Source organism: Litoribacterium kuwaitense (genome assembly GCF_011058155.1).
GTDB classification, from domain to species: Bacteria; Bacillota; Bacilli; order Bacillales; family DSM-28697; genus Litoribacterium; species Litoribacterium kuwaitense.
Window position 1 is genome coordinate 44,523 of record NZ_JAALFC010000023.1, and the last position, 16,380, is coordinate 60,902.

Here is a 16,380-nt window from a genome sequence, read left to right on the forward strand (position 1 = left end):
TTATCTGACTACTCTATCAGCACTAAATTCCCAAAACTGCGATTGCTGGTCAATTACGGCTTGAACAGCACTTTCTTCGTGTGGAAATAATGTTTCTACTGGAGGACCAAAAGACTCCATAAATGGATCCTCTACCTCTGTCTGAATGCCGCTCATCGCTTCTACAATAGCCAATGAGCAGAATGGTACATATGCCGCACTGTACCCACCCTCGTGGCATAAAACTAAACGTCCATCACAGTGCCTTTCTGCTAACTTTTTCATAAATTCCGCAAATCTATAAAACCCATTCGCTGTCACCATCATTCGAGCTAGAGGATCAAAGAAGCTTGGATCTTGTCCGGCTGATACGATAATTAATTCGGGCTTGAATTGGTCAACGATTGGCTCAACAATGTTTTCAAATGCATGCATATATCCTGCATTCCCTGTGCCTGCTGGTAACGGGATATTGACATTGTACCCTTTCCCTTTTCCTTCACCACAATGTTCTACAAAACCTCGTTCTCTCGGAAATAATCGATCTTGATGAATCGAGATAAATAGCGTACTATCATCCTCGTAAAACGCCTGTTCTGTTCCATTACCATGATGTACATCCCAATCAAGCACCAAAATCCGGTCTAAATTATATTTCCTCTTTGCGTGTTTTGCTGCAATTGCAACGTTATTAAATATGCAAAAGCCCATGCCTTCTTCTGCCTCTGCGTGATGACCTGGTGGCCTCGTTAGAGCGTAGATATTTTCAACCTCGCCGTCCATTACGGCATCAACAGCTGTGATTGCTCCGCCTGCAGATAGAAGGGCAATTTCATATGATCCTCTTCCTACAATCGCAATCTGACCTGCATCGCCACCATCGGCATCACTTAATTTTTTCACTTTATCTACATAGCTAGGAATATGAAATTGTTCAACTTCTTCCCGTGTTGCCCGACGCGGTGTAATCGATTTGAGTTTAGGTGTAAACCCACTAATATCAAGTAAATTTTTAAACCTTCTCTTTGTTTCCGGGTCCTCACCGTAGGTATGACTTTGCACCCAGCCACCTGCAGCTAAATGTAAAGCCCCAGAACCGTTATCATGCCAAAAGTAACTCTCATCATAAAGAAATCCTGTTTTTTTCATTTAGCTTCCTCCTTAAAAAGATCATATCGTTATTATTGCAAGCGCTTACTTAAATGACAATTACCCAAAAGGATTATTTTTATAAAGTTATGAACAATTATAATGATCTATATTTTGTGATATAGTGAAAGAAACCTTTAATCGCTTGTAATGGAGGGTTAACCATTAGTTTATCTAAAGCTGATTATAAGAAAATAATATGCTTTATGAATAGTACTCTTCCTACTTCATCTAACACTTCTAACAAAATTCAACTTCTGCTTTCAATGCTGTTTCATTTTAATCATTCCATGTTTTGGCGAGCCGATGCACAGGGGAACATGTATAATCTAGAATTTTTTAATTTTGCTGATCATATAATTTTAGATTACACAGAAACATACAGTGATAAGGATATCATGCACCCGAAAAAACAATTATCGAAAGTCGTTAGCAGTCAGAAAAATGTGTTAACGATCAAAGAAATTACTACGCCCAATGCTTTTGTGAATTCAATATATTATCAATTTGTTCAAAAGCACCAAATGATTGATCAAATGGTCTTGTATTTTGCAAATACGTCCATTATTTATGGTGGCATTGGCTTTGCCCGCTTTCAAGGAGAGAAAGCATTTTCAGAAAAGGAGAAAGAAATACTGCAAACGCTTTCCGCGCACATTAACCATTTAGTAAACCACACACTTGTGATGGAAGAAATTGAAGCAGAGAAACTGTTTCTAAAAAAGGTGGACAATGACGAACTCGGCATTATTCAAGTAAATCATAAACTAAACATATCGTTTTATAATGTGACAGCCCAAAATATCATTCAAACCATTAACCCCAGTTCAACGGTTGAGGAATTCTTTCAAACTTCCATTAACCCAAACATACCCCTTTATTTAGCAAAAAAAGAAAGTCCTTATGATTTCCATATGGATGAATGGAAAATAAAAATAATCGCTCATGAAAAAGTTAATTCAGATCCCAGGTCTAATCAATATACAATTTACCTATATCGTCAAGGAGATAAAAACCCTGGAAGCGAGAAAAAAGCATTACTATCAAAACGAGAACTAGACATCTATCATCTCTTATTAAAAGGTTATACAAATGAACAAATCTCTGTACATCTTTCGATCAGTATAAACACTGTCAAAAAACACCTGAGAAATATGTACAATAAATTCGGCGTTTCAAGCAGAACACAATTAATATCGAAATTAGAAATGAACGAAAGCTTATAAAGCACCATTAATCACATTGTAGTGCCTGAAAAACAATCATATATAAACATACGTAGCTTTGAGAGTCTATTGCCTGCTGGTGATAGGCTTTTTGAGAATGCCGTAACCAATTGACTTTAACCTCTTTTTACAGTATGTTTATTCAGAATAATCAAACCTAAATTCGCTTTGGCTGTACCCTTAGGCGTCTGTCGCTTTCTTCGGCATTGGATCTAATGTAAATGCTTCCATAGTCAGAAAGACTTCTTAGGTAACCATTTGTAAATGGTATCAAGCTTTTGTTCATTTAAGAAAGATACATATCTTCTATTGCGAGCTGGTTTGATGAAATGTTTAACGTGAAACAGGCAGGACTGAAGAACGTTTGGAAAGATTGTAAAAATGGCGGATATGATGCACGACATCAAAGGAGGAAAGTTTGTTGGAAAATAAAACTTTTAAAATAGATTATAGTCATTATTTTTGGCAAGACGATAAAGTTAGATTTCGCTCGATCCATCCAGACGACTGGGAATCGGATTATACTGAGAAATTTGATACGCCTGCACGTCGTCTTTTAGAATGCTCGACGGAACTACCACCTACAGTGACAGATTCCAAGAAATTCACAGAGGAAAATACTGATTTTTCTTCAACGAACGGAAGAATCATGTTTACCCTTGAAAATTTAGGAGGGGAAAACGTTGGTGGTATTAACTTGAATAGTATTGATGAGAGAAATGGTACGTTTAGTATTGGCATCGTTATAGATAAAAAGCATCGCGGTCAAGGTTATGGTACGAATGCTATGAAAATTCTTTTAAAGTACGCCTTTCTTGAACGAAGACTTCATAAATTTAATGACTATGTTCTTGAAGGAAATGAAGCCTCAGCTCAAATGTTGAGAAAACTTGGGTGTCTACAAGAAGGCGTCCGTCGACAAGTTGCTTATATCAATGGACAACATATGGATTTTATTTTGTTTGGAATGACCAAAGACGAATTTATTGCAAAGGAAAAGGGAGGTAAATAATGTTACCTTCTGTATTCTATTTATAAACTTTAGATCATATCATTCTTTTGACATAAAAATGCCAAACATCATTTTTTTTGAAGCATTAAACTTCGCTAGTGCAAAAAAGCGTAAAAAAAGGTTGTGCTCAAAATCAGCACAACCTTTTTCTTAAATTACTGGCAGCATGAACGGTCTTTTTCAGTAGGTCCTTCTACTACCTCGTATCCTGCGTCTTGAATCGCACGTTGAATGTCTGCTAGTTGAATAATTTTTTCGTCAAAGGATACATCCACTTTCTCATCAGCTAGAATGACCTTAACAGATTCGACGCCATTTAGCTTACCGAGCTGGCCCTCAATTTTTTTCACGCAAGATCCGCATGACATCCCTTTTACGTTGATTAACTGCTGCATACCAATACCTTCCTCTCTTTACGTTCATGATTTTGATTAAACGAATTATTATACTATACCTAGGTAGGGTATATGATTGACTTAAAAAAATAGCTGTTATTCTTTTAAACACCTCCTTAAAGTGCATTTATTTTTTTAACATACTTACGATTTCCTGTTTGTTTTGATTAAACCCGATGAAATGCTTGACGAGCTTTCGTTGACCGAGTAATCCTTTTTTATAAAAAGCAAGCATCGGAACGACTCGAGTGCCAGATATCTTTTTTAATTCTTCCTCTAAGCTCAGATCTTTGCTTACATCTTTATCGGTATAATGGACGCTGTTTGAAGTTAGATATGTTTTAGCGTCCTGGCAATCTGAACATGTTGGTCTCGTATATAATTCAAGTTCCAGCTGATCTTTCATGCTAACCTCTCCCTTTTATTGAATCGGTGATGGTTTAAATCGTTTCAAACGTAAGGCATTGACTAATACTGAAACAGAACTTAGACTCATGGCAGCTCCAGCAAGCATCGGATTTAATAATGGACCCCCTAAGAGATAGACAACGCCCATCGCAAACGGTATGCCTAGAACGTTATAAGCAAATGCCCAAAATAAGTTTTGTTTAATATTTCTGATCGTAGACTTACTTAATTCCACAGCTGTTGGAACGTCCATTAAATCACTTCTCATTAACACAATGTCTGCAGATTCTATCGCAACATCTGTACCTGAACCAATCGCTATGCCAATATCCGCTTGGGCGAGGGCGGGTGCATCATTGATTCCATCGCCAACCATGGCCACTTTCTTACCTTCTGCTTGAAGTTTTGTCACTTCGTTTGCTTTATCTTCTGGCAATACTTCACTTAACACGCGATCGATCCCGACTTGCTTCGCAATCGCCTCGGCGGTACCTCTATTGTCCCCTGTAATCATCGCCACTTCGATTCCCATGCGATGAAGTTTTTCAATCGCTTTTACGCTATTTTCCTTGACGGTATCAGCAACTGCAATGATGCCAGCGATTTGCTGATTGATCGCAATGTACATAGGCGTTTTCCCTTGACGAGCTAACCTATCCGATGTGCTGGCTAATGTACTTAAGGAAATGTTGCGATTATCCATTAATTTTTTGTTGCCTGCGAGCAATGTTTTTCCGTTGATCGTTACTTCAATGCCATGTCCTGGGATCGCATCGAAGCTGTCTAGCTTCATCAATGCGAGTCCTTGATCTTCTGCACCTCTAACAATGGCTTCACCGAGTGGGTGCTCAGAACCTTTTTCAGCAGAGGCTGTTAATTGTAATAGTTCTTCCTCAGTGATTCCATTTACAGAGATAACGTCGGTCACTTTAGGTTTACCCTCTGTAATCGTACCTGTTTTATCAAATACAATCGTTTGCACTTTATGGGTTGTTTCAAGTGCGCCACCGCTCTTAATTAAGACGCCGTTTTCTGCTCCCTTACCCGTACCAACCATAATCGCCGTTGGCGTCGCTAAACCAAGAGCACATGGACAGGCAATCACTAGGACGGAAATGGCAATGGTTAGGGCAAAGAGACCTGTCTGTCCGGCGAAATACCACGCTATCCCAGACAGAATAGCAATGACAATAACGATTGGAACAAAATATCCTGAAATAATGTCAGCCATTTTCGCAATTGGTGCTCTAGATCCTTGGGCATCCTCTACCAGTTTAATGATTTGTGACAAAGCTGTATCTTTTCCTACTTTGGTTGCTTGATAGCTGATTGTCCCATTCTTATTCATACTTGCACCGATGACATTGTCGCCTGTATTTTTTTCAACTGGAATACTCTCACCTGTTAACATGGATTCGTCAATCGAGGTAACTCCTGCGATGACAACGCCGTCCACTGGTATTTTTTCACCAGGTTTAACAATGACGATGTCTCCTTCAACGACTTCATTAACAGAAACCTCTACTTCTATTCCATTTCTTACAACGGTTGCTTTCTTTGGGGCTAGCCCCATTAGTTTTTCAATGGCTTCGGATGTTTTACCCATGGAACGAACTTCAAGGTATTTCCCCAATGTGATGAGGGTAAGAATGACCGCTGCGGACTCATAATACAGATTTCCTGCATAACTAGAATGCCTAAACCAAATAGCGATTGTAGCTCCCGAACTGTAGACGAAGGCAGCACCCGTCCCTAACGCAACCAATGAGTCCATGTTGGGATGTCCTCGAAATAACGTCTTAAAACCAACCGAGAAAAACTTTCCACCAAAAACCATCACAGGCAACGTTAAAATGAATTGTACTAGTGAAAACCATTCAGGGTTCACCATTGGATCGATCATCTCTGGCAGTGGCAAGCCTACCATGTGCCCCATCGCAATATAGAACAATGGAATCGTGAAAACTGCTGAACCTACAAATCGTGTCCACATCGATTTTATTTTCTTCTGTTTTTTATCTTTGTCTTCATTGGTAGAGGCTGATGTTTCTCTATCTTCTTCCGCTTTATATCCTGCATTTGCTACTGCCTCTGTAATGTCTGACACAGAAACGACTGTTGGCTGATACTCAATGGTCATTTTTTCTGTCGCCAGATTGACATTAGCGCTCATTACACCTTCTAATTTCCTTGTTGCTTTTTCAATGCTTTGTACACAGGAGGCACAAGTCATCCCCGTGATTGTAAATGTTTTCTGCTCAGTAGCTGTGAACGCCTGATATCCGGCCTTATTCACAGCAGCTTGAATGTCTTCTACGGATACTTCGTTTTCATCAAAACGGATATTCAACTTTTCAGTGGCCAAGTTTACATTAGATTGTTGTACGCCAGGCAATTTCTTAGTTGCTTTTTCAACGGTCTGTACACAAGACGCACAAGTCATCCCTTCTATATTAAATGTTTGTGTTGTCATTCATTTCACCCCCTGTTGAATTGGTTTAGCTTCATATCCAACTGCCTTTATCGCTTCTGTTAAGTGATTTAATGTGTGAATGGTGGCGTCATATTTAACCGTGGCGATCTCTTTTTTTAAGTTTACTTTTGCCTTCACTACACCTTGAAGGTCTTGCAGTGCTGTCTCAATTTTATTTACACAATGAGCGCAGCTCATCCCTGTCATTTTTAAGGTTGTTTTTTCCATGATTTTTACTCCTTTTTCATGTTGCTGTTCTGTTATGTTTAGTGTCTTGTTGAACAATTGTGACACTTACACTGACCAGGAACACAACTGCACGGGACGACGTCAACGGCATCCTTTTTCTTCATTTCGAGAACTTTTTCTAGGCTTTCTATATCCTGAAAGCTTAACGTTGATTTTGAAATGAAGTCCACGATGATCTGACCAACGTCTTGATTACAGATATTAGCGAAAGTTTCATCTAAAGTACTTTTGACAAATTCATGTTCATTGATATTGGCGGAATAAATGTACTTATTGCCCTCTGTTTCTGTATGAAGCATTCCTTTTTTGACAAGTCGCCCAATAAACGTTTTGGTCGTCGCAGCTTTCCAATCCCTTTTTTGCTGTAAAACGTCTCTAATGTCTTTACTAGTTGCTTTATCTTGTGCCCATACGACACGCATAATTTCCCATTCAGCATCTGTAATTTTAGAATCTATATCCGTGTTCATCATCTCACTCCTTTTAATGTTTACAAATGTAGTCGATTTACTTAATTAAAGTTTACAAATGTAGTCGTTTTTTGTCAAGCCTATTTTCACTTTTTTTATTATTGTGCTGACATTATGATTTATGAGCGAACTACTGTTTAGAGGTTATGTGAAGAAAGTTGCGGGACCAACACAACGTTTTCTCAGCAGAAATGTACCGAGGAAAAGAGGAAGAAGGGAAAATTTGACGTGAGATGCACACGTTATTCAGACATAAAAATGCCCCCTTTAAGTAGCTAGGTTTTAATTTTGACCTGTCTGCTTAAACGGGAGCATGTCATCGTTTTAAAGCTGCTAATGATTGTAGCTTCAAAATAAAGTTGACCAAAATAATCCCTATTTTTTAGTAAATGATACTTGGAGTATTGAATTTATAGGTGCTATTCCTAACTTTCACAATCAGTATCAAAAATATGATAATTTGAAAAAATATTTGAGTTTTGAAGTCTATAGCTATTCCCTCAATCTTGAACTAAAATTAGAAGATGATAACAAACAACTTAGAGAGCAATTGAAGGTTGCTTATGCAGAGGTATATAAAAAAGTTTAGTTTATGGTAAGAATGGTGCTCTCCATCCCTGCTTGTTCAACAAACGGGCCATTTTCTGAAGTAAGAAAGGAAATGAGACGGTACATCTTGAATTTAAAGTCATGTCAATAAAGGGCAGTTAAGTTGAAGAAGGACGTTCTCTCATATAAAGAATAGTTGATAGGTGGGTGTAAAAATTGAAGAGAAGAACAACCATAGATTTTGATAGCTTGATTTCACACCTGGAAGAGACGCAAAGGTCCATATCCTCGTCTGCGGTGGCTTCTGTAATAATGCAAGGTGGAGAAATTGTGTGGGAGTGGTACTCGGGATACCACAGTTATCGATCTGGAGCAAAAAAAGTTGATGTGAATTCACAATTTAACGTAGCATCATGTAGGAAAACCTACATAGCTTTTGCTGTTGCATATGCTTTATTTCATGGGAAAATAAACAGTATTGATGACAAAGTTGATGATTACATACAAGGTTTGAACGGAATCAAAAGTGTAACGATTAGACACCTTCTCACCCATTGTCATGGTCTTCAAGAACAAGACGGAAAAATCGTTCAACTCTTTTCCCCGGGTACTAACTGGAAATACAACAATACAGGGATTAACCTTTTGATAAAAATTGTGGAACGTACGACTAACAAAACAATATCAGAAATCTTGCAGGAGAATGCTTTTAATCCTATGGGATTCACAGGAACAGGGTGGAGGACTCAAAAGGAAGAAAATTTGATTTTCAATGTACATGAGGATACAGACATTTTAGGACCCAACGACAGTTCAAGAGGGGATCAAAGTAATCTGTTTACGAGCGCTCGAGAGTTCGCCTTTTGGGGAAATTTATATTTGAATAAAGGGAAATTCAATGGACATCAACTGTTATCTGCTTCTTTGTTCGACCAAATAACGACTATACAGAGTCCAGAGAGTTTACCCAGTAACTTGCCAACACAAGGTTACTTGTGGTGGGTACAAGGTGACAATAATTCTCCAATGAGTGAAATTGGAGGACGGGTTCCCCTTAGTTCATTTCAAGTATTAGGCTACACAGGATGTGCCTGCTTAGTAATCCCTGCTTATAATGTGGTTTCTGTTAGGATGCTAAATCAAACGGGACAAGATCAACATCCTGATTTTAATTACTTAACTGAAATACGGCAGTTTGGTGATGTGGTCAAAACTTTGTTTACAGGCTGAATTTCTTGAACGGGGCAGTATCGCCGTAACACAGGTGTTGTAGAACGGTATACCACAATCGGGCGCGATTGCGGAAAAAGTAGTAAAGAGTTATACATATTATACATGACTAATATGTATAACTCTTTATTTTTATGACTTTTTACGATTCAGGTCTTGATAAATTTCAAAAGTTTGATCATTGTATGTCACTAACAACTGTACAGATTTACTGTTATAATTCATAGAGTTTTGCCAACATAACCTTCGTAAAGTATGCTCATAATGATTTCATCAGAATATTCGTTCTTCATATGGAGGATTGCCTTAATACTCTTTCTTTTTTGAACCCAGCTTTTTCGTAAGATTTTATACCACGAACGTTATGAGAGAAAACTTGCAGCTCTAATCGATTCAGATGTAACTCTTCAAAAGTAAATCTTTGAGCAAGTTTAGCAGCCTCAGTACCATAACCTTTTCCATAATTATTCTTGCTATGCAAAGCTATTCGGAACATCGCTTTTTATTTTCTAGATCTATTTCACTAATCGCTAAGTCACCTATCATTTGACCGTTCTCTACCAAACAAATAGCAAGATCATGGCGGGTTGAATCTTCGATGAATTTTTTATATGCTTTGCGAACCTCTTCCTTAGTTAACACCTTTCGAGTGCCAGTCATATATAGTCCTTCTTCATCCTGAAAACTCATAGATATACCTTCTATATCATTTTCGTTAATTGGCCTTAAATATACAGATTTTCCCCTGATCATATAAAAACCCCCTCAAATGTGATTGCCTACATGACAGACACTTATAAACTTCATTTCTTATTTAAAGGGATTTTATAAAATAATGATATACATAAAACAGTTAAGAAATGTAAGGTGGCAAAGCCAATTTTATAAAAATGACTTCCTAGGCAAATGATGAAATTCGCCCCATGCAAAGTTTTGCCATTTCAAAAATTGGCTTTGCATGGGTTAATTCCGAATCTAGCAATCGATCATGTTTGAACACTGAAATCCCTCCTCACTCATTCACTTATCTATCAATAGTGTATAATAATTTAATCATATTTGCAGTGTTTCAAAGTTTTGTTAATAGAAAAACACACGATGGATTACTATTTTGTAATCGTTAACGTGTGTTTTTCAAACAATTCATTGTCACTCAGCTCAAGATCTATCCAAAACCGCTCCCTACTCCACGGTCACGCTCTTCGCTAAGTTCCTCGGCTTATCGACGTCGCAGCCTCTGTGGAGGGCGGCGTAGTAGGCGAGGAGCTGGAATGGGACGACGCTGGCGAGTGGGCTGTAGTGCGGATGCACTTCGGGCAGCACGTGGGCGTCGTTCGTTGTGGCGAGGTCGTGGGTGACGATTGTGCACGTGTGGGCTCCGCGGGCGGCGACTTCCTGTAAGTTGCCGCGCAGGTGACCTGCGACGTGCGGTTGGCTGATGAGACCGAACACAGGTGTTCCATCTTCAATTAAGGCAATGGTTCCGTGCTTTAGCTCTCCGGCGGCGAAGCCTTCCGCTTGAATATAAGAGATTTCCTTGAGCTTTAGGGCGGCTTCCATGACGACGTAGTAGTCGACGGCACGGCCGATAAAGAAGGCGTTTCTCGTGTCGGACAGGTAGTCACGGGCCATTTGCTCGTAGTCATCTTTCTCATCGCACAGCACTTCCATCGCATTGGCGACGATGGCAAGCTCTTTCAGTGGGTCAAAGTCGAGCGTTGCGCCTTTCCCTTGGGCGACGTCTACTGCCAAAATGGAGAGCAGTGCGATTTGAGCGGTATAGGCTTTTGTTGATGCGACAGCGATCTCAGGACCTGCGTGGAGCAGCAGCGTGTGATCAGCTTCGCGCGACAGCGTTGAGCCTGGTGAATTCGTAATGGTGAGCGTTGAGTGGCCGAGCTGCTTGACGTCGACGAGGACGCTGCGGCAGTCTGCGGTTTCTCCGCTCTGTGAAATAAATACAAACAGCGGGCGTTCAGACAGGAGTGGCCTGTTATAGCTAAACTCGCTTGCGATATGGACTTCGGTCGGTACTCCGGCAATATTTTCTAAAAACTGCTTCCCAACCAAGCCGGCATGCCAGCTCGTGCCACAGGCGACAATATAGAGACGATCTGCCAATTTGACGGCTTGGCGCACGCCTTCGTCGACCTTCAGCCGTCCGGCGTCGTCTTGGTAGTGCTGGATAATGCGGCGCATGACGAGCGGCTGTTCATCAATTTCCTTTAGCATAAAATGAGGATACGTGCCTTTTTCGATATCCGTCGCATCCAGCTCTGCGGTGTAGGGCGCTCTTGACACAGGAGTGCCGTCGAGGGCTGAAATGTTGACCTCACCCTTCGTAAGAATGACGACCTCCCCGTCCATCATTTCCACGTATTGATCGGTTAAGGCGAGTGTCGCCATGGCGTCGCTTGCAACGACGTTGCCATGCGAACTAAGCCCAATGAGCAGCGGGCTTTTTTGTTTGGCGACGAGAATGCGCTCAGGGGCTTCCTTGTCTAACAAACCGATTGCGTAGGAGCCTTGTAACAAGCCGAGTGTCTTCCGGAACGCAGTCTCGGCAGACAGACCTTCACTGGCAAACTGCTCGATGAGTTGAACAATGACTTCTGTATCTGTCTCACTTTTCATGCCGACATCGAGTAAATAGGCTTCTTTGAGCTCTTGATCGTTTTCGATGACACCGTTATGCACAAGGGTAAAGCGGCCTGATGTGCTTTGGTGAGGGTGGGCATTTTCCTGACTTGGCACACCGTGGGTCGCCCACCGTGTGTGTCCGATGCCTGTCGTACCTTCTGCTTCTTCGGCGACAGCCCCTCGCAGCTTCGCAATCCGTCCTTTTTCCTTGTATACTTCAACATTTGTAGCGTTCATCAGAGCGATGCCTGCTGAATCGTAGCCTCTGTACTCCAGCCGCTCCAAACCGTTCAATAAGATGTCTTTTGCTTGCTCTGTTCCGATATATCCTACAATTCCGCACATACGCTTTCATCCTCCCAAAATTGGCGGGGGCGATGAAAGCGGGAAGCTTCTCGCCCCCGCTGTTTGTGTCTTATGAAAGCTGATCATTTATGCTTTTGGACAAAAGTCGCCTTTTTGGTTTACGCATAAATATAACGACCGACGCTTTTCGCGGCCGGGAGGCATCCGCCGATACGCTCGATAAACCTCCTCCTCGTCAACTAAACATCGCTTGTTTAGTCCAGGCGCTATCAATTTAAAAACCTCACGATCCTCACTTTCTATTCTTGAATGAAGCCATCATACACCGGCAAAGGATTTCTCGTCAATCCTCTGCCGCCATCTGATGTACTTGGATATCTTTATGCATGGATCAACATTTTTGTGAAGGCTCGTCGATTATGCCTTGATCCCGATTTCTTCCATAACGACATCAACAACGCGTTTCACGTAAGCCTCGCACTCTTCTTCCGTCGGCGCTTCAGCCATCACGCGAACGAGCGGCTCTGTTCCTGACGGTCGCACGAGAATACGTCCATCATCGCCCATATCCTTTTGTACAGCTTCGATCGCTTCTAGAATGCGCTGATTTGTATTCACACTGTTTTTATCAATCACTCTTACATTGACTAGGCTTTGCGGGAACTTTTCCATCCCTGCTGTGAGCTCAGAGAGCGGCTTTCCAGTCGATTTTAAAATATTTACGAGCTGTAGCGCACTTAACAGACCATCTCCGGTCGTATTGTAATCTAAGAAAATGATATGACCCGACTGCTCACCGCCAAGGTTGTAGCCGTTCTTGCGCATTTCCTCCATGACGTAGCGGTCGCCGACAGACGTCTTCACACTGCCAATGCCATCCTCTTCAAGCGCTTTGTAAAAGCCAATATTACTCATGATGGTGCTGACAACTGTGTTATTTTTGAGACGGTTTTCCTCGTGTAATGCTTTAGCACAAACGTACAAAATATAGTCACCGTCAATGACGCGTCCTTTTTCGTCAACTGCAATCAGACGATCGCCATCGCCGTCAAATGCTAGACCGATATCTGCACCCTTCTCCTGTACGACTTCCGCTAAAGCCTCTGGGTGTGTTGAGCCGACACCATCATTAATGTTCAGTCCATTTGGCGAGGCTCCAATCGACGTGATATCGGCATCTAAGTCAGCAAAAAGGTGCGAAGCGAGCGAAGAGGTCGCCCCATGTGCACAATCAAGGGCAATATGTAAACCAGTAAAATCTTCGTCGACCGTCTGCTTTAAGTATTGTAAATACTTTTGTACCCCTTCAAAGTATTCGGTCACTTGACCAACGTCAGCACCCGTCGGTCGAGGTAACTCATCCGTTTCTGCATCCATCAGTGCCTCGATTTCGGCTTCTTGTGCATCAAGCAGTTTAAAGCCGTCTGGTCCGAAAAACTTAATGCCATTATCCTCAACAGGGTTGTGTGATGCTGAAATCATCGCTCCTGCTTGCGCACCCATCGCTTTCGTTAAATAAGCCACACCAGGTGTTGAAATAACGCCAATTCGCATGACTTCAATACCGATGGAGAGCAAGCCTGAGACGAGCGCACTTTCGAGCATTTCTCCAGAGATTCGTGTATCGCGACCAATGAGTACTTTCGGCTTTGCGCTATCCTTCGTTAAAACAAACCCGGCACAACGACCGATTTTGAAGGCGAGCTCAGGTGTCAGTTCACCATTGGCAACACCTCGCACTCCATCTGTTCCAAAATATTTACCCATGTATAAAATCGCTCCTTCATTTTTTTCAACGATCTTTCGATTAGGCGGATTCTTCCGTATTTTGCTCAGTTTGTTCCTCTGCCGTTTCAGCGTCTTCAGGCGGAGGCGATTCTTCTTGCGCCTGCTCCGGTTCTTGTTCTGTATCACCTATATTCACGGTAGCTGTTTCATGTGACAAAGAGAAAGTGACCCCATCCATCTCGGTCACTTCAAGAGGCACGTCATGCGCTCCTGGAGCCAAGTCGGCTAGATCCATCAGCACTGTGACATCTTCCTTCGTTAAAGAAGCCAGGATATCTTGGGCGCCTGCTGCGGTGACGGTGACAACGCCCCCTTCCGGAGAGGAAAATGTCACGTTCTCTCCTTCAGGGGCATTTTCCGTTTGTATCGCCACATCTTCCAGCTCAACCGTTGATTCGGAGACTTCTTCAACAGTGACTTCAACGTCGACGGTTTCTTCCTCAGCGGTGATGCCCTCTGGCAAGGCTAGTCCAGCTTCAATCGTTTCTGAAGCATCCAGTCCGTCGATATTTACGCCTTCGGTCTGGATGCGATCAATCGTATCAAGCAGTTCTTTTGCTCCTGAGACCGTCACCTGCTCAGGCACAGGTGTCATATCAGTGACTTGAAAGCCCTCTGCCGCTTCACCGCTACCTACAGCTTCAATCGAAACCGTTTTTTCCGGACTAGCGACAGGCACAGTGACATCAATGGTCGATGGTTCTACGGTGACATCCAGTTCGTTTCCGCGTCCGTCATACACCTTGACGAGCGAGCTCGTATCTACGTCTTCAGAAACACCTGTCAAATCGACGAGCGTTTTGACGAGAGCAATTTGCTCAATCTCACTTTGTGGTCCAGTAACGCGTACAGCCTCTGGTTTCAAAATCGCATCCCCAGCGCTGTATCCTTCAGCCATCGCTTGCTCATTAATATAGTCGACGCTCACCTGGTATACATTTGATACCTTAGGTTCAATCGTTACTTCAATTTGAGCCGGATCGACAGACACATCGAGGCGACTCGAAAAGCCCGAGTGTTGAACATCGACTAAATGAGTCCCTGGGGCTAAATCGGTCACATCGACAAACACTTCAAAGTCGCGCTGATTTAACGTCGCACGGATGACACTCGTCGGTCCTTCAATATAAACGTCAGCGGTTTGTGCTTCGTCAGAGACGACATACTGCTCGCCATCGGAATGAGTTGCGATCGGCACACTAATCTCTTCACTTTCCGATACCCTCGGCAATACGTTATCGTTGTTATTCTCGCCCGGTGTTGTTTCAGTGGTGACAATTAAATACAGGAGTACAGCGAGAAACAGAGCAACAATTTTGACAAACCAAGGCGTGTTCATCATTTTATCCATTTTTCCGCCCCCTCCACTGCCACTTCGACGTAGTAGATGCCTTTTGCTGCATCATCGTCTCTTCCGTCAGTTTCTCCTTCAAGGCGTCGATGGTTAGATCTCTATGAAGTTCGCCATTTTTCGTTAAACTCACCTGTCCTGTCTCTTCAGATACAACAATTGTCAAGCAGTCAGTCACTTCACTAATCCCAAGAGCGGCACGGTGTCGTGTCCCCAGCTCCTTTGTGATGAACGGGCTTTCCGACAATGGTAAATAACAAGCCGCAGCCATAATCTCCTGCTGCCGAATAATGACCGCACCATCATGTAACGGTGTATTTGGAATAAATAAATTGATCAGAAGTTCCGATGTAAGCTGCGCATTCATTGTGATGCCTGTTTCTATATAATCATTTAAGCCCGTTTCCCTTTCAATGGAAATTAACGCACCAATGCGACGTTTAGCCATGTATTGAATCGCCTTACCAAGCGCTTCAATCGCTTCCTGCTGAGCTTCTTCTTCATTCGATGACGTCCGTGAAAAGAATCTTCCTCGCCCAAGCTGTTCAAGGGCTCGCCTAAGCTCAGGCTGAAAGATAATAATCACGGCTAAAAAGCCCCACGTGACCGCTTCTCCCATTAACCATTCCAGTGTCCGCAATCCAAAATAGCTACTAATAAACCAGACACCAAAGATTACAACAATGCCTTTAATCAGCTGAACAGCTTTCGTTCCACGGATCAACATGATTAATTTATAGACAACATACCAGACAACGAGAATGTCAATGATGGTCGTTATATATTCAATCCAAGGGAGTTCTTCAAAGTTCATCCCCCACACTTCCTTCAGTCAAAGAAAATTCAAGCTAATTAACGTTGATAATTCATGACGAAATAACAGTCTCATTATATCACAGATTAAACGTTGGACCTGCACATGTAAATGAATCAAACACAATGTTTTTTATATAACGTTCGCGCATGTGTTTTTCTAGAGTCCGTCTTTTTTACAGATTGCCCTAAATCACAATCTTGAACTACCCCCACTTAACACTCTTACAAGCTGTTTGAAGTAGGAGATTCCTAAGAACACCAGCGTAACCGCCAGTTATTGATTAGGCTATCCCCGTAGTTCCTACGGTTAGAAGCCTTATCGCTTCGTTTTTAAGATTT

At 42.0% G+C, this 16,380-nt stretch carries 13 protein-coding genes and 1 pseudogene; 3 read left to right on the forward strand and 11 right to left on the reverse strand.

Annotated elements, in window-relative coordinates; translation table 11 throughout:
- Positions 1-1,128, reverse strand: coding sequence for a histone deacetylase-like amidohydrolase (locus G4V62_RS12135; RefSeq protein WP_165202579.1), 1,128 nt, complete (start codon positions 1,126-1,128; stop codon positions 1-3).
- Positions 1,129-1,334: 206 nt separating this feature from the next.
- Here G4V62_RS12135 and G4V62_RS12140 point away from each other — a divergent pair, with 206 nt between their 5' ends.
- Together G4V62_RS12140 and G4V62_RS12145 are read left to right on the forward strand one after the other, a co-directional pair.
- Positions 1,335-2,354 (forward strand): response regulator transcription factor, encoded by a 1,020-nt coding sequence (locus tag G4V62_RS12140; RefSeq protein ID WP_165202581.1) that lies wholly within the window; start codon positions 1,335-1,337, stop codon positions 2,352-2,354.
- Positions 2,355-2,775: 421 nt separating this feature from the next.
- Entirely contained in the window at positions 2,776-3,366 is a 591-nt protein-coding gene (locus G4V62_RS12145; protein ID WP_165202583.1) for a GNAT family N-acetyltransferase, read from the forward strand.
- A 155-nt stretch (positions 3,367-3,521) separates the two neighbouring features.
- Here G4V62_RS12145 and G4V62_RS12150 read toward each other — a convergent pair whose 3' ends face one another.
- The 5 genes from G4V62_RS12150 to G4V62_RS12170 form a co-directional block, all read right to left on the reverse strand.
- The gene (locus G4V62_RS12150; protein WP_165202585.1) at positions 3,522-3,761 is read right to left on the reverse strand and encodes a copper ion binding protein; all 240 of its coding nucleotides are present in this window, start codon (positions 3,759-3,761) and stop codon (positions 3,522-3,524) included.
- 127 nt (positions 3,762-3,888) lie between these two features.
- Positions 3,889-4,167, reverse strand: a complete 279-nt coding sequence (locus tag G4V62_RS12155) for a glutaredoxin family protein (protein WP_165202587.1) — start codon at positions 4,165-4,167, stop codon at positions 3,889-3,891.
- Positions 4,168-4,182: 15 nt separating this feature from the next.
- The gene (locus G4V62_RS12160; protein ID WP_165202589.1) at positions 4,183-6,642 is read right to left on the reverse strand and encodes a heavy metal translocating P-type ATPase; all 2,460 of its coding nucleotides are present in this window, start codon (positions 6,640-6,642) and stop codon (positions 4,183-4,185) included.
- Complete coding sequence (gene copZ, locus G4V62_RS12165) at positions 6,643-6,870, reverse strand: copper chaperone CopZ (RefSeq protein WP_165202591.1); 228 nt, start codon at positions 6,868-6,870, stop codon at positions 6,643-6,645.
- A 38-nt stretch (positions 6,871-6,908) separates the two neighbouring features.
- Positions 6,909-7,361, reverse strand: a complete 453-nt coding sequence (locus G4V62_RS12170; protein ID WP_212508764.1) for a CopY/TcrY family copper transport repressor — start codon at positions 7,359-7,361, stop codon at positions 6,909-6,911.
- A 765-nt stretch (positions 7,362-8,126) separates the two neighbouring features.
- On the opposite strand from G4V62_RS12170, the gene G4V62_RS12180 reads away from it, so the two are divergent.
- Positions 8,127-9,140 carry a serine hydrolase domain-containing protein gene (locus G4V62_RS12180; protein WP_165202595.1) on the forward strand — a complete coding sequence of 338 codons (1,014 nt, stop codon included), beginning with the start codon at positions 8,127-8,129 and terminating at the stop codon, positions 9,138-9,140.
- Between the two features lie 221 nt (positions 9,141-9,361).
- Here G4V62_RS12180 and G4V62_RS12185 read toward each other — a convergent pair.
- The 5 genes and pseudogenes from G4V62_RS12185 to cdaA form a co-directional block, all read right to left on the reverse strand.
- Positions 9,362-9,893, reverse strand: a pseudogene (locus tag G4V62_RS12185) (GNAT family N-acetyltransferase).
- A 429-nt stretch (positions 9,894-10,322) separates the two neighbouring features.
- Positions 10,323-12,125: a glutamine--fructose-6-phosphate transaminase (isomerizing) gene (glmS, locus tag G4V62_RS12190; protein ID WP_165202597.1), complete on the reverse strand. Its 1,803-nt coding sequence runs from the start codon at positions 12,123-12,125 to the stop codon at positions 10,323-10,325.
- A gap of 378 nt (positions 12,126-12,503) precedes the next feature.
- A complete protein-coding gene (gene glmM, locus G4V62_RS12195) occupies positions 12,504-13,853 on the reverse strand; it encodes a phosphoglucosamine mutase (protein WP_165202599.1) in 1,350 nt (449 codons plus the stop codon).
- A 40-nt stretch (positions 13,854-13,893) separates the two neighbouring features.
- Positions 13,894-15,225, reverse strand: a complete 1,332-nt coding sequence (locus G4V62_RS12200; protein ID WP_165202601.1) for a CdaR family protein — start codon at positions 15,223-15,225, stop codon at positions 13,894-13,896.
- Positions 15,218-16,039 (reverse strand): diadenylate cyclase CdaA, encoded by an 822-nt coding sequence (gene cdaA, locus G4V62_RS12205; protein ID WP_165202603.1) that lies wholly within the window; start codon positions 16,037-16,039, stop codon positions 15,218-15,220. Before cdaA ends, G4V62_RS12200 begins: the two co-directional genes overlap by 8 nt.
- Between the last annotated feature and the right edge of the window lie 341 nt (positions 16,040-16,380).